At 67.2% G+C, this 23056-nt stretch carries 33 protein-coding genes; 26 read left to right on the forward strand and 7 right to left on the reverse strand.

Annotation, left to right across the window (positions count from 1 at the left end):
- Position 1: 1 nt before the first annotated feature.
- From CV103_RS21345 to CV103_RS21395, 11 genes are all read left to right on the forward strand, one after another.
- The gene (locus CV103_RS21345) at positions 2 to 823 is read left to right on the forward strand and encodes a PRTRC system protein B (RefSeq protein ID WP_107396193.1); all 822 of its coding nucleotides are present in this window, start codon (positions 2 to 4) and stop codon (positions 821 to 823) included.
- Positions 820 to 1479, forward strand: coding sequence for a PRTRC system protein A (locus CV103_RS21350; RefSeq protein WP_170112693.1), 660 nt, complete (start codon positions 820 to 822; stop codon positions 1477 to 1479). Before CV103_RS21345 ends, CV103_RS21350 begins: the two co-directional genes overlap by 4 nt.
- Positions 1469 to 2227: a PRTRC system ThiF family protein gene (locus tag CV103_RS21355; protein WP_107396145.1), complete on the forward strand. Its 759-nt coding sequence runs from the start codon at positions 1469 to 1471 to the stop codon at positions 2225 to 2227. The genes CV103_RS21350 and CV103_RS21355 overlap by 11 nt, the downstream gene beginning before the upstream one ends.
- A 63-nt stretch (positions 2228 to 2290) precedes the next feature.
- Complete coding sequence (locus tag CV103_RS21360) at positions 2291 to 2770, forward strand: hypothetical protein (RefSeq protein WP_107396146.1); 480 nt, start codon at positions 2291 to 2293, stop codon at positions 2768 to 2770.
- A gap of 207 nt (positions 2771 to 2977) precedes the next feature.
- A complete protein-coding gene (locus CV103_RS21365; protein ID WP_245896997.1) occupies positions 2978 to 4552 on the forward strand; it encodes an ATP-binding protein in 1575 nt (524 codons plus the stop codon).
- 26 nt (positions 4553 to 4578) lie between these two features.
- Positions 4579 to 4773 (forward strand): hypothetical protein, encoded by a 195-nt coding sequence (locus tag CV103_RS21370; protein WP_107396148.1) that lies wholly within the window; start codon positions 4579 to 4581, stop codon positions 4771 to 4773.
- Entirely contained in the window at positions 4770 to 5096 is a 327-nt protein-coding gene (locus CV103_RS21375; protein ID WP_107396149.1) for a hypothetical protein, read from the forward strand. The genes CV103_RS21370 and CV103_RS21375 overlap by 4 nt, the downstream gene beginning before the upstream one ends.
- 356 nt (positions 5097 to 5452) lie before the next feature.
- Positions 5453 to 5731, forward strand: a complete 279-nt coding sequence (locus CV103_RS21380) for a hypothetical protein (RefSeq protein ID WP_107396150.1) — start codon at positions 5453 to 5455, stop codon at positions 5729 to 5731.
- A gap of 127 nt (positions 5732 to 5858) precedes the next feature.
- Positions 5859 to 6182, forward strand: a complete 324-nt coding sequence (locus CV103_RS21385) for an SEL1-like repeat protein (protein WP_107396151.1) — start codon at positions 5859 to 5861, stop codon at positions 6180 to 6182.
- An 11-nt stretch (positions 6183 to 6193) separates the two neighbouring features.
- On the forward strand, positions 6194 to 6502 hold the full coding sequence (locus CV103_RS21390; RefSeq protein WP_146163468.1) for a hypothetical protein: 309 nt from the start codon (positions 6194 to 6196) through the stop codon (positions 6500 to 6502).
- A 142-nt stretch (positions 6503 to 6644) separates the two neighbouring features.
- Positions 6645 to 7109, forward strand: coding sequence for a DUF736 domain-containing protein (locus tag CV103_RS21395; RefSeq protein WP_107396153.1), 465 nt, complete (start codon positions 6645 to 6647; stop codon positions 7107 to 7109).
- Between the two features lie 515 nt (positions 7110 to 7624).
- Here CV103_RS21395 and CV103_RS21400 read toward each other — a convergent pair.
- Entirely contained in the window at positions 7625 to 9253 is a 1629-nt protein-coding gene (locus CV103_RS21400; RefSeq protein ID WP_107396154.1) for a Na+/H+ antiporter, read from the reverse strand.
- 148 nt (positions 9254 to 9401) lie between these two features.
- On the opposite strand from CV103_RS21400, the gene CV103_RS21405 reads away from it, so the two are divergent.
- The 8 genes from CV103_RS21405 to CV103_RS21440 all read left to right on the forward strand — a co-directional run bounded on the left by CV103_RS21405 (position 9402) and on the right by CV103_RS21440 (position 14021).
- Positions 9402 to 9914, forward strand: a complete 513-nt coding sequence (locus tag CV103_RS21405) for a hypothetical protein (RefSeq protein ID WP_107396155.1) — start codon at positions 9402 to 9404, stop codon at positions 9912 to 9914.
- A 2-nt stretch (positions 9915 to 9916) separates the two neighbouring features.
- Positions 9917 to 10387, forward strand: coding sequence for a DUF6878 family protein (locus CV103_RS21410; RefSeq protein WP_107396156.1), 471 nt, complete (start codon positions 9917 to 9919; stop codon positions 10385 to 10387).
- Between the two features lie 3 nt (positions 10388 to 10390).
- Positions 10391 to 10765 (forward strand): DUF6915 family protein, encoded by a 375-nt coding sequence (locus CV103_RS21415; RefSeq protein ID WP_107396157.1) that lies wholly within the window; start codon positions 10391 to 10393, stop codon positions 10763 to 10765.
- Positions 10766 to 10812: 47 nt separating this feature from the next.
- Positions 10813 to 11118 (forward strand): DUF7673 family protein, encoded by a 306-nt coding sequence (locus CV103_RS21420; RefSeq protein ID WP_107396194.1) that lies wholly within the window; start codon positions 10813 to 10815, stop codon positions 11116 to 11118.
- A gap of 223 nt (positions 11119 to 11341) precedes the next feature.
- Complete coding sequence (locus CV103_RS21425; protein ID WP_245896998.1) at positions 11342 to 11977, forward strand: hypothetical protein; 636 nt, start codon at positions 11342 to 11344, stop codon at positions 11975 to 11977.
- 14 nt (positions 11978 to 11991) lie between these two features.
- Positions 11992 to 12276: a hypothetical protein gene (locus CV103_RS21430; protein ID WP_107396195.1), complete on the forward strand. Its 285-nt coding sequence runs from the start codon at positions 11992 to 11994 to the stop codon at positions 12274 to 12276.
- Positions 12228 to 13286 (forward strand): hypothetical protein, encoded by a 1059-nt coding sequence (locus CV103_RS21435; protein WP_245896999.1) that lies wholly within the window; start codon positions 12228 to 12230, stop codon positions 13284 to 13286. Before CV103_RS21430 ends, CV103_RS21435 begins: the two co-directional genes overlap by 49 nt.
- Before the next feature lie 192 nt (positions 13287 to 13478).
- On the forward strand, positions 13479 to 14021 hold the full coding sequence (locus CV103_RS21440; protein WP_107396160.1) for a DUF736 domain-containing protein: 543 nt from the start codon (positions 13479 to 13481) through the stop codon (positions 14019 to 14021).
- A gap of 103 nt (positions 14022 to 14124) precedes the next feature.
- Here CV103_RS21440 and CV103_RS23135 read toward each other — a convergent pair whose 3' ends face one another.
- The 4 genes from CV103_RS23135 to sciP all read right to left on the reverse strand — a co-directional run bounded on the left by CV103_RS23135 (position 14125) and on the right by sciP (position 16497).
- The gene (locus tag CV103_RS23135) at positions 14125 to 14568 is read right to left on the reverse strand and encodes a c-type cytochrome (protein ID WP_107396161.1); all 444 of its coding nucleotides are present in this window, start codon (positions 14566 to 14568) and stop codon (positions 14125 to 14127) included.
- Positions 14489 to 14848: a UrcA family protein gene (locus CV103_RS21450; RefSeq protein WP_245897001.1), complete on the reverse strand. Its 360-nt coding sequence runs from the start codon at positions 14846 to 14848 to the stop codon at positions 14489 to 14491. The genes CV103_RS23135 and CV103_RS21450 overlap by 80 nt, the downstream gene beginning before the upstream one ends.
- Before the next feature lie 152 nt (positions 14849 to 15000).
- On the reverse strand, positions 15001 to 16062 hold the full coding sequence (locus CV103_RS21455) for a tyrosine-protein phosphatase (RefSeq protein ID WP_107396162.1): 1062 nt from the start codon (positions 16060 to 16062) through the stop codon (positions 15001 to 15003).
- A gap of 135 nt (positions 16063 to 16197) precedes the next feature.
- Positions 16198 to 16497, reverse strand: coding sequence for a CtrA inhibitor SciP (sciP, locus tag CV103_RS21460; RefSeq protein WP_107396163.1), 300 nt, complete (start codon positions 16495 to 16497; stop codon positions 16198 to 16200).
- A 717-nt stretch (positions 16498 to 17214) separates the two neighbouring features.
- Here sciP and CV103_RS21465 point away from each other — a divergent pair.
- The 6 genes from CV103_RS21465 to CV103_RS21490 all read left to right on the forward strand — a co-directional run bounded on the left by CV103_RS21465 (position 17215) and on the right by CV103_RS21490 (position 21344).
- Positions 17215 to 17544: a single-stranded DNA-binding protein gene (locus CV103_RS21465; RefSeq protein ID WP_107396164.1), complete on the forward strand. Its 330-nt coding sequence runs from the start codon at positions 17215 to 17217 to the stop codon at positions 17542 to 17544.
- Positions 17545 to 17597: 53 nt separating this feature from the next.
- A complete protein-coding gene (locus CV103_RS21470; protein ID WP_107396165.1) occupies positions 17598 to 17927 on the forward strand; it encodes a hypothetical protein in 330 nt (109 codons plus the stop codon).
- A 32-nt stretch (positions 17928 to 17959) separates the two neighbouring features.
- On the forward strand, positions 17960 to 18562 hold the full coding sequence (locus CV103_RS21475; protein ID WP_107396166.1) for a hypothetical protein: 603 nt from the start codon (positions 17960 to 17962) through the stop codon (positions 18560 to 18562).
- 177 nt (positions 18563 to 18739) lie between these two features.
- The gene (locus CV103_RS21480) at positions 18740 to 18961 is read left to right on the forward strand and encodes a hypothetical protein (RefSeq protein WP_146163469.1); all 222 of its coding nucleotides are present in this window, start codon (positions 18740 to 18742) and stop codon (positions 18959 to 18961) included.
- Positions 18962 to 19577: 616 nt separating this feature from the next.
- A complete protein-coding gene (locus CV103_RS21485) occupies positions 19578 to 20579 on the forward strand; it encodes a DUF2493 domain-containing protein (RefSeq protein WP_107396168.1) in 1002 nt (333 codons plus the stop codon).
- Between the two features lie 198 nt (positions 20580 to 20777).
- Entirely contained in the window at positions 20778 to 21344 is a 567-nt protein-coding gene (locus tag CV103_RS21490) for a hypothetical protein (protein WP_107396169.1), read from the forward strand.
- Between the two features lie 37 nt (positions 21345 to 21381).
- Here CV103_RS21490 and CV103_RS21495 read toward each other — a convergent pair whose 3' ends face one another.
- Entirely contained in the window at positions 21382 to 21573 is a 192-nt protein-coding gene (locus CV103_RS21495; protein ID WP_107396170.1) for a hypothetical protein, read from the reverse strand.
- A 672-nt stretch (positions 21574 to 22245) separates the two neighbouring features.
- Between CV103_RS21495 and CV103_RS21500 the strand changes: the two genes are divergently transcribed.
- Positions 22246 to 22470 (forward strand): hypothetical protein, encoded by a 225-nt coding sequence (locus CV103_RS21500; protein WP_107396171.1) that lies wholly within the window; start codon positions 22246 to 22248, stop codon positions 22468 to 22470.
- Positions 22471 to 22591: 121 nt separating this feature from the next.
- On the opposite strand, the gene CV103_RS21505 is transcribed toward CV103_RS21500, so the two are convergent.
- A complete protein-coding gene (locus CV103_RS21505) occupies positions 22592 to 22810 on the reverse strand; it encodes a hypothetical protein (protein WP_107396172.1) in 219 nt (72 codons plus the stop codon).
- Positions 22811 to 23056 lie beyond the last annotated feature (246 nt).

Consider the following 23056-nt stretch of genomic DNA (forward strand, 5'->3'; position numbering starts at 1 on the left):
GATGTCCGACCACAGCACCCATTTCGAAGCCAGCGGCGGCGGTCTTGTCCTGACCAACGCCATCCTCCTCTACCGCAACCAGGCGCCCCGCAACCTCAAGCCCTACGGCGCCTCGCACGAGGACGCGCCGGCGTTCGCCAGCATCCATGCGGTCGATCACGACCGCGAGGGCCAGCCGATGATAGCAGCCGGCACGCCCCTGTCGCGCGCGCATCTTCGCCAATGGACCGAGGCGCTCGGCCGCAATGTCGTGCCCGAGCTCCTGTCCGACAATATCCTCGTCGCCCATCCCGACATGCTCGCCTGGTGGGTGCCGGCACAGGTGCGTGCCGCCTATTTCGCGCTGTCCTCTCCGCCGGAAGGGCTCCGCGCCTTGTCCGCGCGAACGACCGTGATGGTCCCCTATCCGGCGCATCTGTTCATCGCGACCCGCTCCGGCCTCGGCGTCTATGCCCTTGCGGCAAGCGAGCGCCCGGCCGCCGACACCCGGGTCCTGCACTCGCCCATCCTCAATGTCTTCATCGATGGCAGGCTCTGCTGGGGCAACGTCCCGAGGCCGAAGACCCTCGGTGTTGCCGCCATCCCGGAATTCGAGCGGGCCGTGTTCGACAGCTGGTCGACGCACCCCAATCCGGGCCAGGAGCTGACCGTCAGCGGCAAGGGCGGGCTCGTGAGGCTCTGGGACGATCTGGCTGCGCGCCGTGCGACCCGCTTTCCGGCCAGCCGTCTGAAACCCTTCGGCTCTTCGGGCCGGCGGCAGACCCGGCGACCGGCGAGCGCGATCACTCTCGGTCGGCTGATCGCGGCGAGCGCCAGGGCATGACCATGCTCACCGACGATCCGACCGCCGCCGCGGTGCTCGCCGCCGTGCCCTGCTATCCCGTCCCGCCCCACGGCCGCTCGCCCGCCCTCGACGCGCTGCGCGGCGCGCGTTCCGGCCACGGGCTTGCCGTGGGGAACGACGGCGTGATGCTCATCCTGCGCCGGCCCTGGCTCGCGCTCGACGTGCCGATCAGCGGGCCGATCACTGCCTATCTGCCCTATGGCGGCATGGGCGCACCAAGGGCCGATCTGCGTTGCGGCCTCATTCCAGCTGTTCATCTCGCCGGGATCCTCGACCATTTCCGTGCCGCGCTTCCCAACGAGGCGGCGGCGTTCCTACTGTGGAACGAGGCGAGCGGGGAATTCGCGGTGAACCTGCCCGCGATCGACGAGGCCACGCCAACGCGGCTCGTCTATCGCACACCGGCGCTACCGCCAGACTGGCACCTCGTCTGCGACATCCACAGCCACGGCCACAGTTCGGCTTTCTTCAGCGCCACCGACGATGCCGACGACGCCCATGCAACCAAGATATCGCTCGTCTTCGGCCGGCTCGATGCTTCCGATGGTCCCGTAATGGCGTCCCGCCTGTGCGCCGTCGGCATGTTCCTGCCTTTGCCGCGCAGCCCATTTTCAGGAGAGTGCGATGCAGCCTGAAACCCAGGAACGACATTATCTTCCCGCCACCCTCGACAACCGTGCGATCAGGATCCTGCTGGTCGGTTGCGGCGGGAACGGCGCGCAGATGCTGATGGGCCTCGCCTCGCTCGATACGGCGCTGCGCGCCATCTCCTCGCGCTCGCTCCATGTCACCGTGGTCGACGACGACATTGTCACCGAGGCCAATCTCGGCCGGCAGCCCTTCTACCGCTGCGACATCGGCCATTCGAAGGCCCGCACGCTGACCGAGCGGATCAACCTCGCGCATGGCCTTGCCTGGAAGGCGGTCCACGGCCGCGCCCCCAAAGCGATCGGGCTCGACGGCGTCGATATCCTGATCAGCTGCGTCGACACCGCCTCGGCGCGCCGCGCGCTCGGCGCTGCCATCGCCGAGGGAAAGTCCTCGCCCGCCTATTGGATGGATCTCGGCAACCGCGCGCGCGACGGACAATATCTGATCGGCTGTCCGGACCGGGACGCGGCCTCCCACCAGCCCCGCCTTCCGAGCGTCCTCGAAGCCTTTCCCGAACTCGCCGACGAAGGCCAGGCCGACGACGATGCTCCGTCCTGCTCTGTGGCCGAGGCGCTCGAGCGGCAATCGCTGTTCGTCAATCGCGTCCTCGCGAGCCATGCGCTCGCGCTGCTGTTCGATCTGCTCGGACGCGGCTCCATCGGACACGCCGGGGCCTTCCTCAATATCGCGAGCGGCCAGACCGTGCCGATCCCGCTGCCGCGCGATCGCTGAGCCCGCAGCCATCAACACCGCGCTCGCCTCATCGGCGCCGCGCGCCCAGCAGGAGAAACTGCCATGACCGTCATCGGCCATAACCGCATCCGCCGCGTCGACAATTTCGACGGCTACGAGGTCCTCGCGCATCCGCTGCCGGATCGCGAGGAGCGCGTCTTCCAACGCGGTCAGCCGGGAGCTTCCCATGTTGCGGTGACCTACGGCTCGCACGATATCCAGATCGCACGCCCGACAGGTCCCGGGAGCGCCGGACTCCTGGCGATCCTCATGCATCATGGCGGCGGCCGTCATATCCTCGAATTCTACGAGGGAGCCTTGCCCGTAACCGCGACGCTGCTCGGCTTGCCCGAGCGCGCCCAATATGCGCTCGCCTATGCGTTGTTCAAACAGGCTGACGAATGCGCCGTGGCCGCCCGCGTGGACGAAGCCAGCCGGTGGGCCCAGGCCTTCGTCGATGGCCGCATCCGCAAACGCCGAAGGGGCGGCAAGCGTTACGTCAACATCGAAACGCCGGCCGAGAAGGAACGCCGCTGCGCGTAGCGTGGGTTTCGTGGGCGTTTGACTCCTTTGCGCCGACGCCGGCCGCGCGAGCGCGAGCCCGAGCGAAAGAGGAGAAGGGCGGGGGAGGTGAGCCTGTTCGCTCTTGCCCAGGAGACCCCGATGCCCCTTCCCACCGTCATCCACAGCCAGGTCGATCCGGCCGCGATCACCAAGGTGACGAGGCTGTTCAACAATACGCTCGGTTCCATGCTGACCGAACTCATCCAGAATGCACGCAGGGCCGGCGCCACAACCATCGACCTCGATGTCGCCGAGGCCGAGGACGGGCAGTGGCTCGTGATCGCGGACGACGGCGCCGGCATCGCCGATCCCGCGGTAATCCTCGCGCTCGGGCGCTCCGGATGGGACGACGAAGTCGCCGTCCGCGAAGACCCCGCCGGCATGGGCGTGTTCAGTCTCGCAGGCCGTCGTGTCGAGATCCGGTCCCGCCCGCGCCCCTCCGGCGACGGCTGGCGGGTCGCCATCGCGCCCGGCGACTGGGAATCGGGTGCCCCGATCGCGGTCACCGCCTGCGACCATCCGTTCGGCACCGAAACCCGGCTGCTGCTCGACGACGAATGGGCGAAGACGCTGGAAGCTGCGGCCATCAGTGCGGCCCGCTATTGCCCGACGCGGATCCGGTTCAAAGGCTTACCGCTGGCGCAATCGGACTGGCTCGCCGACGCAGCCGTCATCGTCGAGACCGACGGGGTCCGGATCGGCCTCTTCAACGCGCCGCGCACCGCCCATTATCAGCCGCGCATCAACTTCCACGGCCTCACCGTTCCCTGCACCCTGCCTTCGGTCGACGAAAAGGACCGGAGCTGGTGGGCGCGGGTCGACATCGTCGACGCACCCGCCCTGCAGTTGGTGCTCCCCGCCCGAGGCGAAATGGTCGAGAACGATGCTCTCGATGCGCTTCGCGATACCGTCCGGAAGGCCATCTACAGCCATATCGCCTCGCTCGGCAGCCATCGCTTGTCCTTCGTCCAGTGGACCGAGGCCCGGCAGCTCGGCGTCGATCTGCCCGAGGCGACGCCGCTCCTGCGCGGATGGACCCCGGCCAACGCCGATCTCAACAGCGTAAGCGATGGTCCCGGCCTGATACCCGCCGGCGAGCTCGTCCTGATGGAGCATTTCGGCGCACCGCTCGAGCAATGCGCGGCCCTCGCACTCGTCCGCGACGGACGCCTGGAAGGCGCTCTCGCCGATCCCGACGATGCGATGGCGGGGTATGGCTGGTACGACGCTCTGCCCCGGATCACATCGCTGAGGTTCGAGATCGAGCGCGAGGGCACCGCCCATGTCTTCGACAGCGAGACGTTGACGGGCCTGGAGAGCGGGATGGTCGACCGGCTCGATCTCGTGATCGAGATCGGCGGCGCGCGGCCCGAGACGCTCATCGTCTCCGCCCCCGTTGTCGTCGAATATGACGACGCGCATCACTGGGGCTTCGAGGAGGCGAATGTCCTGCTTGCCTCCCGCGACGCGCTCTCCCCCGACGAACTCGTCGACCTGCTCGAGGCGTCCTGCTTCTGCGCGAGCGACGATCGCGAGGCCGACAGCTGGGACACGCAGAACGATCGCTTCCTCCTTGATGCACGGGAAATGGCGACCCGCCTGCTGCTCGGCGACGACGCGGCGCTGGTCGAGCGGCTGCGCGCGATCATTTCCTACAGGGCGCAGTGGTTCGTGCCGGAGGGGCGGCAGTTCGCGGCCGTCATCGGCCGCAGCGCGATCGACATCCGCATCGAGCCCGTCAGCCCAGCGCCTGCATCCTGACCGCAGCTTTTCGAAAGGACCAGCCCATGCGATCGATCAAGCCCGCGGCGCCCGCAGACCGGATGGCGGTGCGGACCGCGATTGACCATCTGCGCCGCGCGCGTCACCTTCTCGCCAGCAGCGGTGCGCCGCGTGCCGCCGCGGCGGTTCGCAAGGCGCTGCGCAGCGCCGAAGGCGCCGCCCGCCATATCGACCACCGTATCCGCAGGAGCCAGCGATGAGCCGTTACGAACTGAAGCCGAGGCCGGGAAACGGCGTCATCAAGGCCGTGATCGGCTGGGACCGTCCCCTCCAGACCTTCTTCGCGCAGGTATTCACGCCCACCGAGGAAGATCCCGAGGAAGGCGAGGCAACGATCTGGCTCGGAACCGAGCCGGGCGAGCTGCCGAGCCCCGAGGCCGCCATCCGCGTGGTCGAAGCCTATGCCGACATACCCGAGACGCTCGCCGCCGATCTCGGGGCCGACAGGGACGCCACCATCGGCGTCAAGGACGGCGCACACCAGGCCGAGGCCAAGCAGCGCCTGTTCGGCTCGCTCCACTAGTTCAGCCCGGACTGGCGATGCTGAAACGCGGCAATTTTGAAGTCGGCGCCATGTAAAGACTTGTAAAATTACCGGCGGGTCTCACCACTGCGCAATGCTGGACAAGTCACGCCGACTTCTTTGCCCGATCGATACTGTGGCGGTCCGATGGTCACCTCCCACCGCGCAAAAGGTTCGGAAAACCGCGCCTTTTCCTGCTGTCGGAGCCTGGTGGCACCTTCGCCCATGATCCGCGTCTTGCAGACAAGCGCGGCGGACATGCCTCCCGACAAGGACTGTGGATCCGTGGCCGCCGCAGGATTTCGTTAACCATGACGTGGCGATAGTCGCCGCGACGCATTTCAGGGACAAATCCGATGTTCGACGGCCTCAAGTTCAAGCGCATCGCACGCGACGCCGCGCCCGGCTGGGCCGACGAGGCGATCGAGCTTTTCGGCTATAATGCCGAGGATGTGATCGCCCAGCAGCTCGCCCATCATCGCTATCCCGAGCGCTATTCCTTCGAGTTCTGCCTGAAGGAGATCCGCAAGCGCCGCAAAGCCGGAGCGCCGCCTTCGCGGTGGTCGCTGCGCGGGTTCATCGCCGCCGTTCGGACACGCAGTGCGACCGAGCACGCCGCTCCGGCTGAGGCTTGAACGGATCGCCTGCAAATCAGCGGATGTAAAACCGTGTAAATTCTTGCTGCAACTGCGAGGCTATTAACCATCCATTTGCCGCCGCATGTTGAAATCAGGCCTCTATTAGGAAGTCGGGGCCTCTTTTATGGCAATACAGTACGCGAAACGCACATTCGATCTTGAAAGACATCTGCGCGATGCCGCCGCCGGCGACGCGGAAGCGCGCCACGCGCTCGGTGTCGTCTATTCCTGCGGATCCTTCGGTATCGCCATCGATCTCATCGAGGCGCACAAATGGTTTAATCTCGCCGCGCTCGCCGGCAGCGAGGAAGGCCAGGTATCGCGCGCTGAAATCTCCGAGGAGATGACCGCCCGCGAGATCGCCGAGGCGCAGCGCGCCGCCAGGGCCTGGCTCCGGGAAACCGGCAACGCGAAGCCCGAGGCCTCCAGCCTTCGCCTCGCGGCTTGACGGTGCCCAATATGACCGCCGAACCCAATCAGACCGACCAGCTTCTCCAGGGGCTCGGCTTCAAGTCCGAGCACTGGATCGAAGCCCATAAGCTCGTTGCGACGCATGGTCGCCGCGCCCAGCAACATGTCGTCGATCTGATGCAGGCGGCGCTCCGCGCAGACGACGAAGAGACCGCGCGCGGCTACGACACGCTGCTCAAGCTCATGCAGATGCGCGACCGCTTCCTGCGCGAAAAACAGGTCGCGACCAAGGCGGCCGGGCGCCTCACTGTCGCCCCGGTCGGGCTCGCGCCTCCCGATACGTCGACCTCCGGTTGAGGCGGACGTCCCGAGGCCGCGAATGCGGGCCTCGGATGGGGCGCTATCGCGCCTGCTCGGCCGAACGGCCGAGGAGAGGAGTGGGGAAGGGGGACGATGGCTCGGACACGGTGTTCGAGACCAGCTTCCAGGAGACTTTCCCATGAACATCGGTTCGATCAAGCAGAATGAGGCCGGCATTTTCGTCGGCCGGATCGCGACGCTGACGATTGCCATGACGATCGCGCTGCGCGAGGTGCACTCGGCCAATCCGAAGGCGCCGAAGTACGAGGTGCTTGCGCTGTCGGCGGCACGGGCGTGGGTGCAGGTTGGCGCGCTCTTCGAGCTCTTCTCGAACGGCACCGGCGAGGCGTTCCTCAACGGGAAGATCGAGGACCCGAGCCTGGCCGCGCCGCTCTACATCTCGGCGTTCCGCCAGGAGGACGGCAGCTTCAACGTCGTCTGGTCGCGCCCGACGCGCCGCCGCGATCTGGCCTCGGAGATGGCGCCCAAGACCGACGACAGCTTGCCGCCGCTGCCCGGCGCCGACGAGACCGCCGGCCCCGCCACCCAGGGCACCGAGGCCGGACTCGGCGCTTCCTCCGCCGAACACGCCTTCGCGGGCTGACGCACTCCGGCACTTCCTGAAAAAGCCCTCGCGTCCTCTTGCGACGCGGGGGCTTTTTCCATGCTTCCATCCCCGCTCACCGCGCGGTTGCGGGAACGGCGCATGCTGCCTGCGCGTATAGAAAACATAAGCGCGATCCCGGAGCCTCCCCGGGAGGCGAGATCGGCGCCTTGCGATGATCGAGCAGGTCTGCCGGATCATCGCGACAGACAGGAGGTCATCATGGACAAAACCGCCGCAGCGCAGCTTCATACTTCGCTGAACCTCGCCGGCTTTCGCGCGCACGCGGCGGTCGCGGGCCTGCTCCAGCTCTGCCGCGAGCTCGAGGCCACGGGTTTGCTCTCCCATGAAGCCCTTGCCCGCATTCAGGACGCGATCTTCAACGAGCTCATCGAGCAGGTGCCCCGCTCCCTTATCGGCGATCCGGACTATGCCCGTCGCCTGAAGCGGAGACTCGGCTGCCTGTCGCGGGCACCAGCGATCTCGTTTCAAGGCCGAGCACGCCCGCGCATTGATCAGCCGGCCAGACGCGCTTCCGCCAGGTCCAGATCCCGAACGAGCTTGCGTGCAGCCTCGGTGCCGAGCTTGCGCCGTCTCACGCGGCGGAAGATCTCCGTGCGCTCGGCCTTCAGCGCGGCGAGCCGCAGTTCGCGCTCGATGCGTTCTTCGCGGCGTTGATCCACGAAATCCTCCGGCAGCACCGCCTCCCGGTCGATGCGCTCGCGGTATAGATCCATCAACCGCGAGGCCGCATGCACATAGAGGTCCGCATCCTTGCGGCCCTCCGCGAGCTGATGCTGCACGCGCTCGATCTCCGCGATCGCCGCTTCGGCCGCAGCGCTGCGGGCCGCCTCGATCTCGGCGTCCCGTGACGGCTCGGGCGGCATCTCGAGGCCGCGCATCATCAGCGGCAAGCCGATCGAGGCCGCGACCAGCGACACGACGATAACGCCCATCGCCAGCAGGATGGCAAGGTCGCGGGCCGGAAACGCCGAACCGTCCGTCATGGCGAGCGGCAGCGTCAGCACGCCCGCGAGCGTGATCGCCCCGCGCACCCCCGCGAAGGACATTGCGGCCACGAGCCGCCAGTTCGGACGCGTCCGATCCTCCTTGCGGCGGAACAATGTCCAGCGCAGCGACACCCACACCCAGGCGAAGCGCAGCGCGGCAAGGCCAAGGTTGATCGCGACGATATAGACGGCGAGCCACCATGGCTCGTGATGACCCGTCACGCGGACCGAGTCCGCCGCACCGGCCAGGATCGTGGGCAACTGCTCGCCCAGCATCACGAAGATGATGCCATTGGCGGTGAACTGGATCAGATCCCAGACCGTGGTCCGCCGAATGCGCGTGACGGCCAGCGCATTGCCGCGCGCCTCGATGAACCCCATCGCGAGACCTGCCGCCACGGCCGCCAATATGCCCGAGCAATGGAGATGCTCCGCCACCAGATATGCGCCGAACGGGATGAGCAGACTGATCAGGATTTGTGAGCTGCTCTCCTCGCCAAGCACTTTCGTGACCATTTCCTTCACCCGTCCGACGAGCAGGGTGAGGCCAGCGCCGATCACGATGCCGCCGATCGCCACCCACAGGAAATTGAGTGTCGCGGCGCCAACCGAGAAGGATCCCGTCAGCGCGGCCGCGATCGCGAAGCGCATGCACACCAGGCCCGATGCATCGTTGAGCAGCGATTCCCCTTCGAGGATATGCATCAGCCGCTTGGGGATGGGCGTGCGCTGGGCAATCGCCGACACCGCGATCGGATCGGTCGGCGAGATGACCGCCGCGAGCGCAAAGGCCACGGCCAGCGGCATCGCCGGGAGCATCCAGTGAATGAAAAAGCCCATGCCGATGACGGTGAACACCACGAGGCCGAGCGCCAGCTCGAGGATAGTCACGCCGTCCTTGAACATGTCGTCGGGCGGGATCCGCCACCCGTCGAGAAACAGCAGCGGCGGCAGGAATAGCAGGAAGAAGATGTCCGGCTCGAGCGTCACCCGCCAGTCGGCAACCAGACCGATCGCGGCGCCGAGCGCGATCTGGACCAGGGGTCGCGGAACCGAAATCGGCAGGAGACGGGCCAGGATTCCACTCAGCACGACGGCGAACAGCAAAGTCAGGACGAGCGTGATGGTTTCCAAAAGCGAAGCCTCTTTCCGGATTGTTAGGAGCTGCCGCCATGTCTAACGCCGCGGCCCTTTCCTGTCAGCTTCAATCCCGGCCGACCGGCCTGCGGCCGTAAAGACAAGAGGGGCTGAGGGTCCTGTCCACTCGCGACGGGAGACCAGAATGTCCGACATCATCGACCTCGGCGGCGCGCCCGCCAACGAGGATTGCGCCCAGCTCGGCCACACCCCCGACTTCGAACGGCTCAACCGCCTCGAGGTCGCCACCTACCGCGCCGGGCTCATCGCCCGCTTCGGACCGCCGCCCGATGGCTGCGCGCTGATCACGCTGACCAACGCCCATGACTTCGGCGTCTACTACACGCTGGGTCTCAAGGTCGATGCGGGCGCCGCCCGCCGCGATCCCGCCGTCGCCGCCTTCGCCGAAAACGTCCAGGACGGCTTGGCCACCTGGATCGAGGCCGGGTTCGCGCCGCCCGTCCGCTATGACGATGGTGAAGCGCCCAAGGCCGACCGCGCCTCGATCGACGAAATCGTCATGGGCGCGCTCCTGGCGACCCGCCCGGGTCCCGATGGGCGCTTCGCCATTCCCGATTTCGAGATCCTCCACCGCAACCTCGCTGCCGCCTACCCGCGCAGCGCCGAGGCCGCCCAGCGTGTCCTCGAGGAGATTTGACCATGAACGAACACAGCCCCGCGGCTGACACATCCGCTCCCGCACCGATCGACGCCCACCTGCAGGCGGCGCTGCTGGCCGTTCAGAGCGTCGAGGCACAGTGCAAGGAGGCCTTCCTCCCGCTTCTGCGCGCGCACGCCATCGTTCGCGTCGAGATTCACTATGACGGCGGCGGCGACGAAGGCACCGTCGGCGACGTCACCGCCTATGGCATGGACGGCGAGGCCGATTTGCCGCCCATTCTGTGCGATCACCACAGCCTCGAATATAACGGGCAGGTCACGAACCGCACGATCCAGCTCGAAGATGCGCTCGCCGCCTTTGCCGAGAACGCCGTCTGCGCGCGGCACGCCGGATGGGAAGACGGCGAGGGGGCCTGCGGGACGATCGCGATCGACGTCGCCAGCGGCGCCGTCACGCTGACGCACAACTGCCGCTTCATCGACTACGACACCACCGAGGCCGAGATCTAGGCCGTGTCGCACTGCTATTATCACGCGCTGAGCTCGGTCCGGCGCTGGGGCGGCGATCCGGAAGATTATCTCCCCCTCCACCAGTGGTTCGACGAGTCGAAGAAAATCATCGCGGACCCGCGCCACAGGGCACTGCGTCACCACGCCGAGGGCATATTCATGCTCGAGACGGTTTTCGGCGTGACGATCCGCAACAGCGCGCGCCGTGATGTCCCGGTACGCCTCATCGGCGAACAGCATGTCCAGGAGGATCTGGGCCGGATACCGTCCTTTGCCGATTGGGCGCGGCTCATCCAGCCGATGCCCTGGATCCTGCGCGGAAATCCCGCCGGGTCGCCCGGTCTCGATCGGGACTTGCAAAGCGCTCGGCCGGATTGAACCAATGCCCTATTCTCAACCCCATCGATTCCCTCTTGGAGGCGTGCGTGGAAGGACCGTTCAGCAAGGCGGCGACGGAAAGGGCGCTCGATCGTCTCATCGAGATCGCCCGCTCCGACACCGGCCAGGCGCGCCGCGTCGCGAACTTCCTCCTCGCCTGGTGGAACGGCGACGATTGCGGCCACTTTCCGATCGCCGACCTGTTCGGCGTCGATCCCACGATCGCCACCCACATCACCACGATCGTCGGCTTCCTCGGCCAGCATGAAGGGGCGATCTATCCCGACGCCTTCGACCGCAAGGCCGAGATGATCGACCTGGTCCAGCGCTGGCGCGACTTCGAGACCGACTGAATAGCGGCGCCCCGGCGTTCGACCTGATCTCCGGCCGCCGGCGATCCCGGCTGCGCGGCGATGGCCAAAAAAAGGGAAGGGGGAGGGGCGCAGCTGGCCGCGGGAAGTTCCGAGGCCGCCCACGCGGCGCGCCTTGCGCGCCCTTTCCCGATGAGGCTCCCCTATGGCCAATCATTTCACCAAGGCGAGCTTCACGCTCGCCGTCACCGCGGCCGAGGCCGAGGTGGTCCGCCGCGTCGATGACGCCATCGATGCGCTCGACGACGCGTCGCTCGAACCCGAACAGCGCGCTGCGCGCTTCGCGGCGCTCGGCCCGGCCTTCGCGGCCTCTTTCGCGCCAACCGACGCCGACCCGTTCTCAGGGTTTGTCGGGATTTTCCCCGATCCCGATTATCCCCGCCTCGGCTTCACCCTGCAGGTCGATTCCGCCGGCGCGGATGACAGGGTCGGCGTCTGGATCCACGGCGACCAGGTCGACATCGAGGCCGCGGCAGGACTCATCCAGGCGGCCGCGAAATCCGCGCTGCCCTTCGGCTTCGAATATGCGCTCGATTGCGACCGCATGCGGCCCTGCGAGTTCGGCGGCGGCTTCGTCGTCATCCGTGCCGACGATATCGAATTCGGCGGGTCGGCCCGAGGCCTCGAAAAGGCGCTGAGCCGCCGCCCCGACGAGGCCGAGAACGGCCTGGTGATCGCCACCCGCGACGCCGAGGAGGGGCTGCTGTTCTGGAACAGCGATACCGGCTTCGGCGCGCTCGAAACCGCGACGGTCTTCTCCGACGCCGAGGCCGCGAACGCCGACCTGCCGATCGCGGACGATCAGCCCGAATGGCTCGCCCTGCCGCCGCCGCTCGCCTGAAGGGGAGGACGCCCATGCGTTACATCATCGCACTCTACGAGATCGACCGCGCCTATGGCGGCCCCGAGGAAGGGGGCTGGCATTTCGACACCGGCGAACTGGTCCGCCTGCTCGCGCTCGCACCGACCGAGGACCGCGCCTACGCGCTCGCCGAACGCGCGAACCGCCTGCTCGACCGGCTCCAGCGCCATCGCCGCCGCGTCGATTCCGTCCTCTACAATGGCGGCCGCCATGCCGCGATCGTCTACGAATGGATCGCTCCGCCCGCCTTCCCCGCCGTGCGTCCGCACTACGCCTGACGCCGCAGCGCGCGGCCAGCGCCTCGCCTTCACCGCGCAAAGGCCTGGCCCCCAAACCGGAGTTTCCTCCCATGTCGACCCATCATGTCGCTTTCGCGGCGGCCATCCCTGACCGGATTCTCGCTCAAGCCGAGGCCGAGGACGCGCGGCGCGCGCGCAGCTTTCTCCTCTCGCAGGGCTGGTACGAGCGTCGCCGCATCGACTGGACCTGTTCACTGGCGCCGGCGCCCGAGTCCGGCCAGTCGCTCAACCGGCACGAGGCCGTCCTCGCCCTCGATTGCGCGGACAGCGCCAGCCCGACAAAGGGCACGCTCGCTGTCTCCGTCACCGTCAACGTCCGGCAGGGCGAGGATCCGCTCGAGAAGGCGCGCCGCGTGCTCGACCTTCCGCGTCGCGGCAGAACACAGCGCCGCGTGCGCGATCCCCAAAGCCTGTGGGACCGCGGATCGTTCAGCGCCGTCAGGGGCAACAGCGTCATCGGTCCCATGCCGCCGCAATGGCCGGAAGGCCGGATGCTCACCGGATATTCGAGCCACCTCGGCAGCTACGGGCAAGGCGGGGTCGGCCTCTCCGGCTGGCAATGCAATCGCGGCTCGTGGATCATTCTGCCGCTGACCGGCTCGGATGGCTGGATCTGGCTCACTCGCGAGGAGATTGAGCCCGCGCAGGATTTCCGGTCGGTCAAGGCCGTCATCGATCAGCGCATCGTCGGCGTCCACCCCGACCAGCTCGCCGATTTCCCGCCCTGGGAGCATCGCTTTGCCGGCCATGCCCAGGTCCGAGACATGCCCGATTTCGCCGACGAAAAGGCGACGATCGAGCGGTTCGAGGCGACCGAGGCCGGCTTCGTCCTGGAGGCCGCGAACGGGCTCACCCGCTGGCGCTTCGCAATGGGCGACGATCTCCCGCGACCGATCTGGGCGGGCTCGCGCGAGCCGCGCATGCTCGCCGAAGGCGAATCCGTCGCCGCGGCATTCCTCCTCGCGCACGACTGCTATCTTGAGGTCTGAACTGCGCCGCCATGGCCCCACAATGGCCGATCACAGGTTCGTCCCGGGGGTTCAGAACGTCCCGAGGCCGCGAATGCGGGCCTCGGATGTGGCGCTTTCGCGCCTGCTCGGCCGAACGGCCGAGGAGAGGAGTGGGGAAGGGGAAGATGGCTCGGACACGGTGTTCGAGACCAGCTTCCAGGAGACTTTCCCATGAACATCGGTTCGATCAAGCAGAATGAGGCCGGCATTTTCGTCGGCCGGATCGCGACTCTGACGATTGCCATGACGATCGCGCTGCGCGAGGTGCACTCGGCCAATCCGAAGGCGCCGAAATACGAGGTGCTGGCGCTTTCGGCGGCACGGGCGTGGGTGCAGGTTGGCGCGCTCTTCGAGCTCTTCTCGAACGGCACCGGCGAGGCGTTCCTCAACGGCAAGATCGAGGACCCGAGCCTGGCCGCGCCGCTCTACATCTCGGCGTTCCGCCAGGAGGACGGCAGCTTCAACGTCGTCTGGTCGCGTCCGACGCGCCGCCGCGATCTGGCCTCGGAGATGGCGCCCAAGACCGACGACAGCCTGCCGCCGCTGCCCGGCGCCGACGAGACCGCCGGCCCCGCCACCCAGGGCACCGAGGCCGGTCTCGGCGCTTCCTCCGCCGAGCACGCCTTCGGCGGCGGTGAGCCGCAGGAAGGCGGACGCCGGCAGCGTCGCCAGCGTGCGTCCGAGCAGGTCGAGGAGCCCGAAACCGTCAGCTGACCCCCCGCTGTGCCCGGTCCCACGCCTCCAGGCCGGGCACGCACCCCTGCAGGGCTCGCTTCGCTCTCCCGCGAAGCGGGCCCTGTTTCTGTTCGGATGGGCGTTACCGCCGCCGCATCGGGGGCTGGCGCAGCGTCAGCATATAGGCGGACAGGTCATCGACCTGATCGTCGGCGACCTCGAAATTCATGATCTCGGGGAAATTGTGCGAATGGCGCAGCCAGTAGGTCAGCGTCTCGGCCGTCAGCCCTTCCTTCGCAACCACATTCTCGAACGGCGGCGCGTCGGGATTGGGCGAGAACCGGTCGGGCAAGACGGCGTGGCAGCCCGAGCAATGCGCCTGCGCAAATGCCTTGCCCCTCGCGACCGACGCTGCGGAGCCGGACGCAGGCGCCGCCCCGGCGGCAAGCGCCCCATAGCTCCCCACACCTGCCGCCAGCAGGGCCGCGGCGCCCAGGAGGAGACGGCTAATGCCCACGCGCCGCCGCGATGACAGCTTGCCCAAGCGGCGCTGAAGTTTCCACGGTCTTGTCCACACAGCTCTCATCGGGGTTCAATGGATAGAGCCGATCGAGCTGCTTGCAAGCATCGCGCGCGACGTTGCGGATCCGCAGCATCAGCCGATCGCTGTCGCGCTGCGTCGTCAGATCGAGGTCCCCGTACAGCACCGACATGCGCACCGTCGTCGTCGCGATCGCAGCGCCCGTATAGGGATTACGCTCGACCGGGATCGGCACGGATCGCGGCGCCTCGACGGTGATCTCGTTGCCGGCATCCTGCGCCTTCGCGAAACCGGCGCTCCCCGAGGCCGCCAGCGCAGTCGCCATCAGCGCCAACCGCCATGCCGATACAATCCTCGCCGTCATCGATCCCTCGCCGAACGTGCCCGAGCCGGGCTCCCGCGCGCACAGTGCGACGACATGCGGAGTCGCCGCTTTGACGAGACTCAAAACCCGGCGGATCTAATGGCAGCCGTTCCTCATTCGAGATAGGCGGCGCGCAGCGTCGCCAAATCGGCCGAGCTGAGCCCGACCACCTGGCGAAGATACCCCTCGGGCGAACCCCATTTGCTGTCGATCTCCTCGAATGCGCCCAGCAGGAACGCGTGACCCTCGGCATCGACGAGCGGCTGCGCCTGCCGCGCCGCGCCGTTGCCGGCGAACACCTTGGCCACCGGATTGTCCGGGAACATCGCGGGATCGATCGGCGGCATCTCCCACTGCGGCCGCCGATAGGTCGGCGACAGCAGATAGTCCCGCACGATCACATCGCGCGGCGTGCCGAGCGCCGAAAGGATCATCGCCGTCGCGAAGCCGGTCCGGTCCTGCCCGGCCGAGCAATTATATTCGATCGCGCCCTGCTTGCTCAGCAAGGCCGCGAACAGCAACTTCATCTGCGGCGCCAGCAGAAGCGGCAACCCGTGATAGAGCGCGCTCCCGTTCTGCGGCGCGCCGGCAGGCGCGCGCATCCCCTCGAAGATGCGCTGCATCGAATAGCCATAGGCCGTATAGGTAACGCCATCGATCCTGGTCGGCGCGAGCACGCGTTCTTCGTCCGAGCGCAGATCGATCAGCTGCTTCAGGTGAAGTCCGCTCACGGTTTCGCGGTCCTGCGCCGTCAGCATCGGGGTCGCGCCCGAACGATAGATGAGGCCCCAGCGAACGTGCTTGCCGCCGGCTCCCTGATAGCCGCCGATGTCCCGAAAGTTCGACCCCTGCTGGAGCGGAACCAGTCGTTCCGCGACCCGCGTCACCGAACCGTCCTTCGTGTCCCTCAGCAGAAAATAGCGACGCTCGCTCGGCCCGGCACGCACCGTGGCAGTGCCGTCGGCGTCGCGCATCGAGACCGGGGTCGCCGCGGCGATGCGTGCGTCCGCCGTGCTCGCCTGGAGGACATCGACGGGACCGCTGGCGCTCCAGCGAAGCGTCAGCTGCCCATCCTCGCCGCGAAGGACCGCGGCGTCCGAAACCCTTGCGGCGGCCGACCCGGCGACGCCGCCGAGAAGAATTACCGCCAAGGCGGCTGCAAACGCTTTTGCCATTATCGTTATCCTCTCCTCCGCCCCGCCGAAATTCTGTCGGCGGCACTTCCGCCCGTCAACGACGATGGGGGAAGGATCGTCCTGGCGGTGAGGATATCGTCGTCACTTTGGAGGCGCGCTGTGTCGAGCCAGCGCTCAATAGCGCTGCTGCCGCTCGTAGAGATCGCGATAATGCTGGGTACGGGTGACCCGCAGGCCCTGCATGCCCGAGCGATCGACCGCACGCTGCCAGCCCGCGAACTCCTCGAGCGTCAGGCCGTAACGCTCGCAGACTTCATCAATGGTCAAAAGGCCGCCGTTCACGGCCGCCACGACCTCGGCCTTGCGCCGCACGACCCAACGCCGCGTGTCCGGCGCGGGAAGCGTCTCCATCGTCAGCGGTTCGCCGAGCGGTCCAATGACGTGCGCCGGCCGGAATGTCTGGTTCTCGATCATGTCGCGTCTCGTGCGGGCTCGCCAACAGGAACGCGCGGCACCGCTGCCGATGCTTATGGCCATGTCATGGTTTTCGCCGGCTGAAGCATCACGGTTAACGCGCAGGCGTTGATCGCGCCCGTGCCCCGGCCCGCCTCACCGGCATGACAACCCACTGCCTTTCGCAAAGCGACCGGCGAGAGCGGCCGAGGCTGCGCGGGATCGCTTCCCCGTCGCTGCCGTGCACGGCGAAGCCCCGGCGCGCGCCACTTCAGACGTCCTCCGCCGACGAATGGCATTGCCCTTCCATGGTCGCGCCGCACGCCCACCCGTCCCGGCGACGGGCAGCTGTCGTAGCGGCAGTGCCGCGCCATCCTCCCGGTCTTCCGGCCGATCGGACGACCCGCAACGGTCACTTCGGGCAAGAAACGCCGCTGACTGCATATCCGAGCGAGAGGTCCGGCGATCGGTCCGAAACGACCTCGTGTCCGGCGACGGCTTTTCGCAGCCCCACCTGGCCACCCGCTTGGTGGAATGAACGCTACGCCCGTGCGGGGTCACCGCAACCCGCCATTTTGCGACCGTGTTGAGGCCTGGCGGCCTCTGCCCGCACCACTCGAAAAATGGGGGTTCCCCCGCGCTGACGCGCGGGTGCGGCGACCCCTCAATCACGGGCTTTCGCGATTGTTCATCCCAGCGGGATCGGCCCGCTGGCGTGAGATGCGAAAGGTTACGCACATGAACAAGGTTTTCCTCTCGGGCCGCATCACCTCGGACATCAGCCGCTTCGGCACCGACAGCAAGGGCGGCGTCAGCTTCTCCCTCGTCACGTCCAAGCCGGTGATCAAGGACGGCCAGGTCCAGAAGGACGACAACGGCTACACCGAGACCTACGACGAGTTCCATCAGATCAAGGCCTTCAACGGTCTCGGCAAGTCGGTCGCCAACCACAAGAAGAAGGGCGACAAGCTCATGGTCGTCGGCGAGATCCGCTACAGCCGCAACGAGCGCGACGGGCGCACCTACTACAACACCGACATCGTCGCCGAGGAAATCGAGTTCCTCTGACCCCTCCGGGCGGCCTTCGGGCCGCCCTTCTCATTTTTGCGAAAGGCAGCACAATGTTCCATCTCGCCAGCTTCGATGAGATCGCCGGGGTCGCCCACGGGATCGAAGTCACCAACCCCAACATGGTCGCCCGTATTCGCCGGGCCGCCGACAGTCTCAACCGCTACGAGATCGCCACCCGCCTGGGCCAGGCGATCACCGAGGCCGCCGACGCGGCGCACCTCCGCGATTTCGAGGAGGCCGAGTTCGGCGAAGCCAGCGCCGACGCCATCGTCGATTGCGAATATCAGGACGAGCTCGCCGCCGCCTGGTCGCTGGTCGCCGCAGAGCATCAGCTCATCAGCCCCGAAACGATCATCGCGCACGACGGGTCGGTCCACTGACCCGTCGCTTCCTCAAGGCAAGGACCTCGCCCATGCACACCCAATCTTCCGCGCCTCGCCCGGCTGACCACAGCTATGGCATCATCCTCCATCATCGCCTCGCCTGGTGGCTGGTCGATTTCCCCGACCTCGACGCCATGCCTCTGCGCGCGCGCAAGCTCTCGGGCCGGCTCACGCCGGCCCTCGCCGACTGGCTGCGCAGCGAAACCGGCGATCCGGGCGTCGGCGACGATGTCGCCGCGCTCAATCCCGAGAGCCGCTGCTGGTCCGGCGAATTCTCCACCGTGCCGAGCAGCACCGAGACCGGTCTCTTCGACATAGACGCCCATCCCTGGGGCTCGGAAGCCGGCGAACTCGAGACCCGGCTCGCGCGCACGATGATCGATGCGACATTGCATCCGGTCCCCGCCGGCTTCGTCTCGGTCTTCTCGGCGCTCCCGCCCGAGAACCAGCCGGTGCTCGCGATCCGGCTCAGCGGCTATACCTGCGCGGTCTACGAGGTGCTGACTGCCCGGCACATGCCGACCTATCGCCCGCGCTCGCCCTGGCGGGACATCTCGGGCGATGCTGTCGGCGACAGCGGCAGCGACATCATCGGCTGGCGCAATGGCGGCGAATGGATCGCTCCCACCTGAGCCCGCGGCGAACAGCTCGCAACCCTGCCTCGAATCCGGCCGCCTCCGACCTCGAGGCCTGGCCTTCGAACCCATGCGTCCTCATCGCCTATTCCGCGCCGCCCCGCGCACCGGCCCTCGCCGGACAAAGGGCAAAGAGGGGCCTTCCCTTCGTTCACGCGATGGAAGGAAGTCCCTATGTGCAGACCCGATGAAGAGACCCGGCCTTCACGCCAATGGGTGCGCGGGAGCGCGGTCTTCCATGGCCATCATGGCTATGGCCTCGTCGACAACCCGTGCGATCCGGACGGCTGGGTCTTGGTCTCGTTCGCCGGAACGCCTGCGATCAAATGCGCCCATGACCTGCTGACCCCCGACCTTCGCTCGATCGGATCTGCGGCGATCATCGCGGAGAGCTGAACGAGACCGGGAGGGTATCTCCCTCGCTCGGATCGGCGAACCTGTCCCTGCGGAACAGACACTTCTCAGGACGGCATCATGATGCTTCACAGGTGTGTCGCACTATGTGCCGCGCTTTGTGCCGCGCCCGTGGCAGATGCCGATCTAATGCTCTTTTCGGGATGATGAGGCAGGTTCGGCGCATCCCGCCCGCGCGGTTCGCGCGAGCGGGACCGGGGCTCTATTCGCTAAGCCGCCGCCCGCGCGGGGCGCGGACCCCGGCCAAGCTCACGGAGCCAGGCCTCCGGCCCGTCTCCGCCCGTTCGGGTCACGATCCCGCTTGCGTTGGATGACGCCCGGGAGGTTTTACACCCCTATTCCTCTCTTGTGTCTGCCTAGTGTGGCATGCGGGGTTGGCGGTCCGTCGAGCATGAGCGGTCCCCCCAATTTTTGCGCGCGGCCGCTACGCGCCCACCCGAAAAAATCGGCTCCCCCGCTCCCCGCGCGGCGGCGTTAACCGGGGTCCGGCCGCGAGCGGCCGGCTTCCCGGTTAACGTGCCCGACCTCCCTGACCACCGCATGCCCTGAGCAAGGCCTCATCGCGTGGATGAGACATCCAAAAGCCATGGAGGCTCACATGACCAAGACTTTCTCGAACTTCGCCGACTTCGCCAGCTTCATCGCCAGCGAAACCGGAACCGACGAGCGCAGCCCCCTCTACGAAAGCGCGTTCATCGAGCATGACGAGCGCGCCAAGCTGTCGCCGGTCGACGAGAGCGAGCAGCTCGAAATGCCCGATCCGGAGCAGGCCCGAGCCGCCGTCGAGATGGTGATGGCGACGCTGTTCGACGTGTTCCGCGACACCCGCCTCGAACCCTTCGCGAGCGATCTCGCCTGGGGCTTCGTCAACAGCTTCCATGTCGTGGCGAAGCGGATCAGCGACCGGGAGGACGACGCCGCCAAGGAGCTTGGCGAACTCGCGCGCAGCTTCGACCCGAGCGAGATCTACGCGACGCAGATCGAAGACGCGCAGCTGCTCTGTCAGACGCTGCAAGGGTGCCGCGATGCGATGGAATGCATGCGCGACCATGCCGCCGAAGTCTATCGCGTCGAAACCGGACGGCCCTATTCGCCGACGCGCGGCAGCCGGGTCTCGCACGGCGTCACCGCATCGATGATCGACGCTCGCGATTATCTGGCCGCAAGGGGACGTGAGCGCCGGGAGCAGTTCACGCCCGAAGGCCCCGTCGTCGCCTTCTCGGGCGGTCAGGTCTGGGAAGATCACGACATGCTCTGGAAGGGCCTCGACACGATCAAGGCCCGCATCCCGGAGATGATCCTCGCTACGACTGCCCAGACCAAGGGCTGCGATGCGATCGCGCAGGCATGGGCGGCGGCGCGCGGCGTCAAGGTCATCATGTTCCGGCTCGACCGCCGGCTGGGAGCCAAGGCCGCCTTCGTCCGCAACGATCGCCTGCTGGCCCTGAAGCCGGTGGAAGCCGTGGTCTGCGAAGGCTCGGGCATTCAGATGAACCTCGCGCAGAAGCTGCGGCAGGCCGGCGTTCCCCTCCATGTCGTGAAGCTCGATCAGCAGCGCGCGGCAGCGCCCGCACCCCAGCGCATGGCGCGCCGGGGCTGAGCATCGTGCATCCCGAGAGGCTCCGGCACCCGCCGGGGCCTCTCTTCCCTTTTTCTGCCGATGATGCGGTGCGCGGGGGCATCGAACCCCCGCGCACCGCGGGGACGCTTGGGCCCGGTTGAGCCGCGTCCGCGCAATTCCTCGGACCCAAGAAGAGAGGGGGAGGAAACAGGCGGTTTGCTCAAGGAGTCAAAGGCCATGTCCGTCCTCTTCCGCATCGCTGTTCCCGCCGACGACACGACCGACCCGCAGGCGGTCATCACCGCGCGCCAGCTTGCCGCCTTCCGGCGCTATCTCCGCTCGGAAGGAGACCGGATCGGCATCGCGCTCATCGAACCCGACGAGTATATCGGGGACAGCTTCGAAGCGCGCGTCTGCCCGCTGGCCCTTGCCGCCGTGACGGCCCAGTTCAACCACGATCCCGCCGTCATCAGCGTCGTCGAGGAGGCCCAGTTCCGGGGACGCCGCATTGCCGTCCACCACGACGAAGCCGACGCCGCGATCACCATGCGGGTCGCGCTCACATCCGACTGCGGCCTCGAACTCGACCTCGCTTATGGCAATGCCTATGCGCTGCTCGAAGCCCTCGAAATAGAAGCGGAGAGCGTCGGGGATATCGCCCTCGACACGCTTCGCATCCGGTTGTCGGACCCGTCGACCCCCGCGCGCGCGTCGGTACGCCGGGTCGACCATTATCTCCCTCGGCTCGAACGTCTGCTGGCGAGCGCGCCCGATCTCGACGATGCGCGTCTCGTATGGGCCTGAACCTCGCCGCTGCTCTGCGGAATGCAACGCCCTGCCGTCACGACAGGGCATGTGGCGGCGTCACGGTCCCGCTCCCGGACAGCGCGTCGATCACCGCCTGAATATGCGCTGCGGCGACCTGCTCACCCAGCGTATCGAGCAGCGGCAGGGCCTGCCGCAGCAGGACGACCGCCAGCGCTCTTTGCACCAGCGGGTCCGCCCGCAGCGCATCGCCCGAATGCTCGCCCATAACCCCTCCGCCGCTTGTCGCCCGCTCAAACAATGCGGTCAGCACCGGGGCGGACATTTCGGACCCGGAAGCTCCCGCGCGCTGGGCGCGGGAGCCGGGGTTTCAGAACACGGTCAAGGACAGTGCGCCTACGCTTTTAGAACCGGGGTTCCTGTACATATGCGCAGGCACCCCGGCCGTGAAAGCTCACGCCGAGTGCCGTTCCTGACAGGGTTCTGAAGCCCCGGCGCCGCCGTTTTCGCAGCGCAGTCGGGCCCCTATCACAGCCACCCACAGCGACCAAGTCGATCTGGTCGCGACGCGCCATGCCACATTGCGTTAACGGGCCGATGACGAGGGGAAGCTGGCGAGGTTCCGGCTTGCTCGCGTGCCGCACGGACCCGTCGGTCCGCGCGCCGCTACGCCTTGCCGGAACCCTCCAGCCGAGAGGAAAAATCTCTCACAGTCTTCCCATGATGTCGGGCGGACGAGGCCGCCTCAAGGACGGCGGGGCCCCACCATTTTCTTCGGCGGATCGAGGCTCGGCGCTCATCTTTCGGCGTCCGTGGCCGCCGAAGAAAATCGTGACCCCCACCGCCGCTCACGCGGTCGCCGGCAAGCCGGCGATCCTTGACCCGACCTCGCCCGCCCGACGCGACTGCCCCTGTCATTCAAGACAGACAGGAGCACATCATGAAGACGATCACGAACGCCGCCGCCGCCGACAACGCCGCCTACTTCGCCGCCGTCGCGTGCGCCGAGCGCCGGGCGCTTCACAGCTACTTCGACCAGCACGTCATCCAGGATGCGGAGCTTGGGTATCTCGCCATCGATGAAGGCGACTACGGCGCGCTGTCGACCACGATGATCGACCAGATCGTCTACACCGCGCAGGGCGGGATGCTCGACGAATATTGACACCCGATCAGGGGAGGGGCGCGCGCCGCCTCTCCCTTTTTTTGTTGCGAGGGTGATACGGGCAAGAGGGGCATCGAGCCCCCCTTGCCCGTGCCGCGAGCAGGCTCGCGGCGGGGTCTGATCACGCCGTCAGGCGCTTTTCCACTTCGTCGATGCCGAGACTGCGAATGCGCGTCAGAAGGGCGCTCAACCGCTTCGCGTCGAGCTTGAGCAGGCCAGCCTTTTCGACCGCCTGCACCGCGGCCTCGCGCTCCTTTTCCTCGAGCCGTTGCCGTCGTTCCTCGAGTTTGCGCTCATCCTCTACGATCGCTGCTCTTTCCTGTTCCAATGTGCGTGCCATGAAGGGCCTCTTGGTTCACGCTGATCGGGCTATGAACCCGTTCCTTATAGGCGCAGGTCCACGCCACCGGAAGCGCAACTTGGACGGCAGGTATCCCGGTCCCGGTTCCCGCGCATCCGTCCGACCGCTGCGCAACGGTTCCGTCCGAAGGACGGCCTGGCGCCTCGCCGGAAGCGCTTTCCCTTCACATCGACCGCGTCACGAGACGCCCCGGGGACTGGAACAGCCCTGGTGCAGAGAAGCACA

It is taken from the genome of Edaphosphingomonas fennica, assembly GCF_003034225.1.
In the GTDB taxonomy this organism is placed as follows: domain Bacteria; phylum Pseudomonadota; class Alphaproteobacteria; order Sphingomonadales; family Sphingomonadaceae; genus Sphingomonas_E; species Sphingomonas_E fennica.

Bases quoted from the DNA above. Each gene is read 5' to 3' on its own strand.
- CV103_RS21345 (WP_107396193.1), top strand. From the start codon at position 2: ATGTCCGACCACAGCACCCATTTCGAAGCCAGCGGCGGCGGTCTTGTC.
- CV103_RS21350 (WP_170112693.1), top strand. From the start codon at position 820: ATGACCATGCTCACCGACGATCCGACCGCCGCCGCGGTGCTCGCCGCC.
- CV103_RS21355 (WP_107396145.1), top strand. From the start codon at position 1,469: ATGCAGCCTGAAACCCAGGAACGACATTATCTTCCCGCCACCCTCGAC.
- CV103_RS21360 (WP_107396146.1), top strand. From the start codon at position 2,291: ATGACCGTCATCGGCCATAACCGCATCCGCCGCGTCGACAATTTCGAC.
- CV103_RS21365 (WP_245896997.1), top strand. From the start codon at position 2,978: ATGCTGACCGAACTCATCCAGAATGCACGCAGGGCCGGCGCCACAACC.
- CV103_RS21370 (WP_107396148.1), top strand. From the start codon at position 4,579: ATGCGATCGATCAAGCCCGCGGCGCCCGCAGACCGGATGGCGGTGCGG.
- CV103_RS21375 (WP_107396149.1), top strand. From the start codon at position 4,770: ATGAGCCGTTACGAACTGAAGCCGAGGCCGGGAAACGGCGTCATCAAG.
- CV103_RS21380 (WP_107396150.1), top strand. From the start codon at position 5,453: ATGTTCGACGGCCTCAAGTTCAAGCGCATCGCACGCGACGCCGCGCCC.
- CV103_RS21385 (WP_107396151.1), top strand. From the start codon at position 5,859: ATGGCAATACAGTACGCGAAACGCACATTCGATCTTGAAAGACATCTG.
- CV103_RS21390 (WP_146163468.1), top strand. From the start codon at position 6,194: ATGACCGCCGAACCCAATCAGACCGACCAGCTTCTCCAGGGGCTCGGC.
- CV103_RS21395 (WP_107396153.1), top strand. From the start codon at position 6,645: ATGAACATCGGTTCGATCAAGCAGAATGAGGCCGGCATTTTCGTCGGC.
- CV103_RS21405 (WP_107396155.1), top strand. From the start codon at position 9,402: ATGTCCGACATCATCGACCTCGGCGGCGCGCCCGCCAACGAGGATTGC.
- CV103_RS21410 (WP_107396156.1), top strand. From the start codon at position 9,917: ATGAACGAACACAGCCCCGCGGCTGACACATCCGCTCCCGCACCGATC.
- CV103_RS21430 (WP_107396195.1), top strand. From the start codon at position 11,992: ATGCGTTACATCATCGCACTCTACGAGATCGACCGCGCCTATGGCGGC.
- CV103_RS21435 (WP_245896999.1), top strand. From the start codon at position 12,228: ATGGATCGCTCCGCCCGCCTTCCCCGCCGTGCGTCCGCACTACGCCTG.
- CV103_RS21440 (WP_107396160.1), top strand. From the start codon at position 13,479: ATGAACATCGGTTCGATCAAGCAGAATGAGGCCGGCATTTTCGTCGGC.
- CV103_RS23135 (WP_107396161.1), bottom strand. From the start codon at position 14,568: ATGAGAGCTGTGTGGACAAGACCGTGGAAACTTCAGCGCCGCTTGGGC.
- CV103_RS21450 (WP_245897001.1), bottom strand. From the start codon at position 14,848: ATGGCGACTGCGCTGGCGGCCTCGGGGAGCGCCGGTTTCGCGAAGGCG.
- CV103_RS21455 (WP_107396162.1), bottom strand. From the start codon at position 16,062: ATGGCAAAAGCGTTTGCAGCCGCCTTGGCGGTAATTCTTCTCGGCGGC.
- sciP (WP_107396163.1), bottom strand. From the start codon at position 16,497: ATGATCGAGAACCAGACATTCCGGCCGGCGCACGTCATTGGACCGCTC.
- CV103_RS21465 (WP_107396164.1), top strand. From the start codon at position 17,215: ATGAACAAGGTTTTCCTCTCGGGCCGCATCACCTCGGACATCAGCCGC.
- CV103_RS21470 (WP_107396165.1), top strand. From the start codon at position 17,598: ATGTTCCATCTCGCCAGCTTCGATGAGATCGCCGGGGTCGCCCACGGG.
- CV103_RS21475 (WP_107396166.1), top strand. From the start codon at position 17,960: ATGCACACCCAATCTTCCGCGCCTCGCCCGGCTGACCACAGCTATGGC.
- CV103_RS21480 (WP_146163469.1), top strand. From the start codon at position 18,740: ATGTGCAGACCCGATGAAGAGACCCGGCCTTCACGCCAATGGGTGCGC.
- CV103_RS21485 (WP_107396168.1), top strand. From the start codon at position 19,578: ATGACCAAGACTTTCTCGAACTTCGCCGACTTCGCCAGCTTCATCGCC.
- CV103_RS21490 (WP_107396169.1), top strand. From the start codon at position 20,778: ATGTCCGTCCTCTTCCGCATCGCTGTTCCCGCCGACGACACGACCGAC.
- CV103_RS21495 (WP_107396170.1), bottom strand. From the start codon at position 21,573: ATGGGCGAGCATTCGGGCGATGCGCTGCGGGCGGACCCGCTGGTGCAA.
- CV103_RS21500 (WP_107396171.1), top strand. From the start codon at position 22,246: ATGAAGACGATCACGAACGCCGCCGCCGCCGACAACGCCGCCTACTTC.
- CV103_RS21505 (WP_107396172.1), bottom strand. From the start codon at position 22,810: ATGGCACGCACATTGGAACAGGAAAGAGCAGCGATCGTAGAGGATGAG.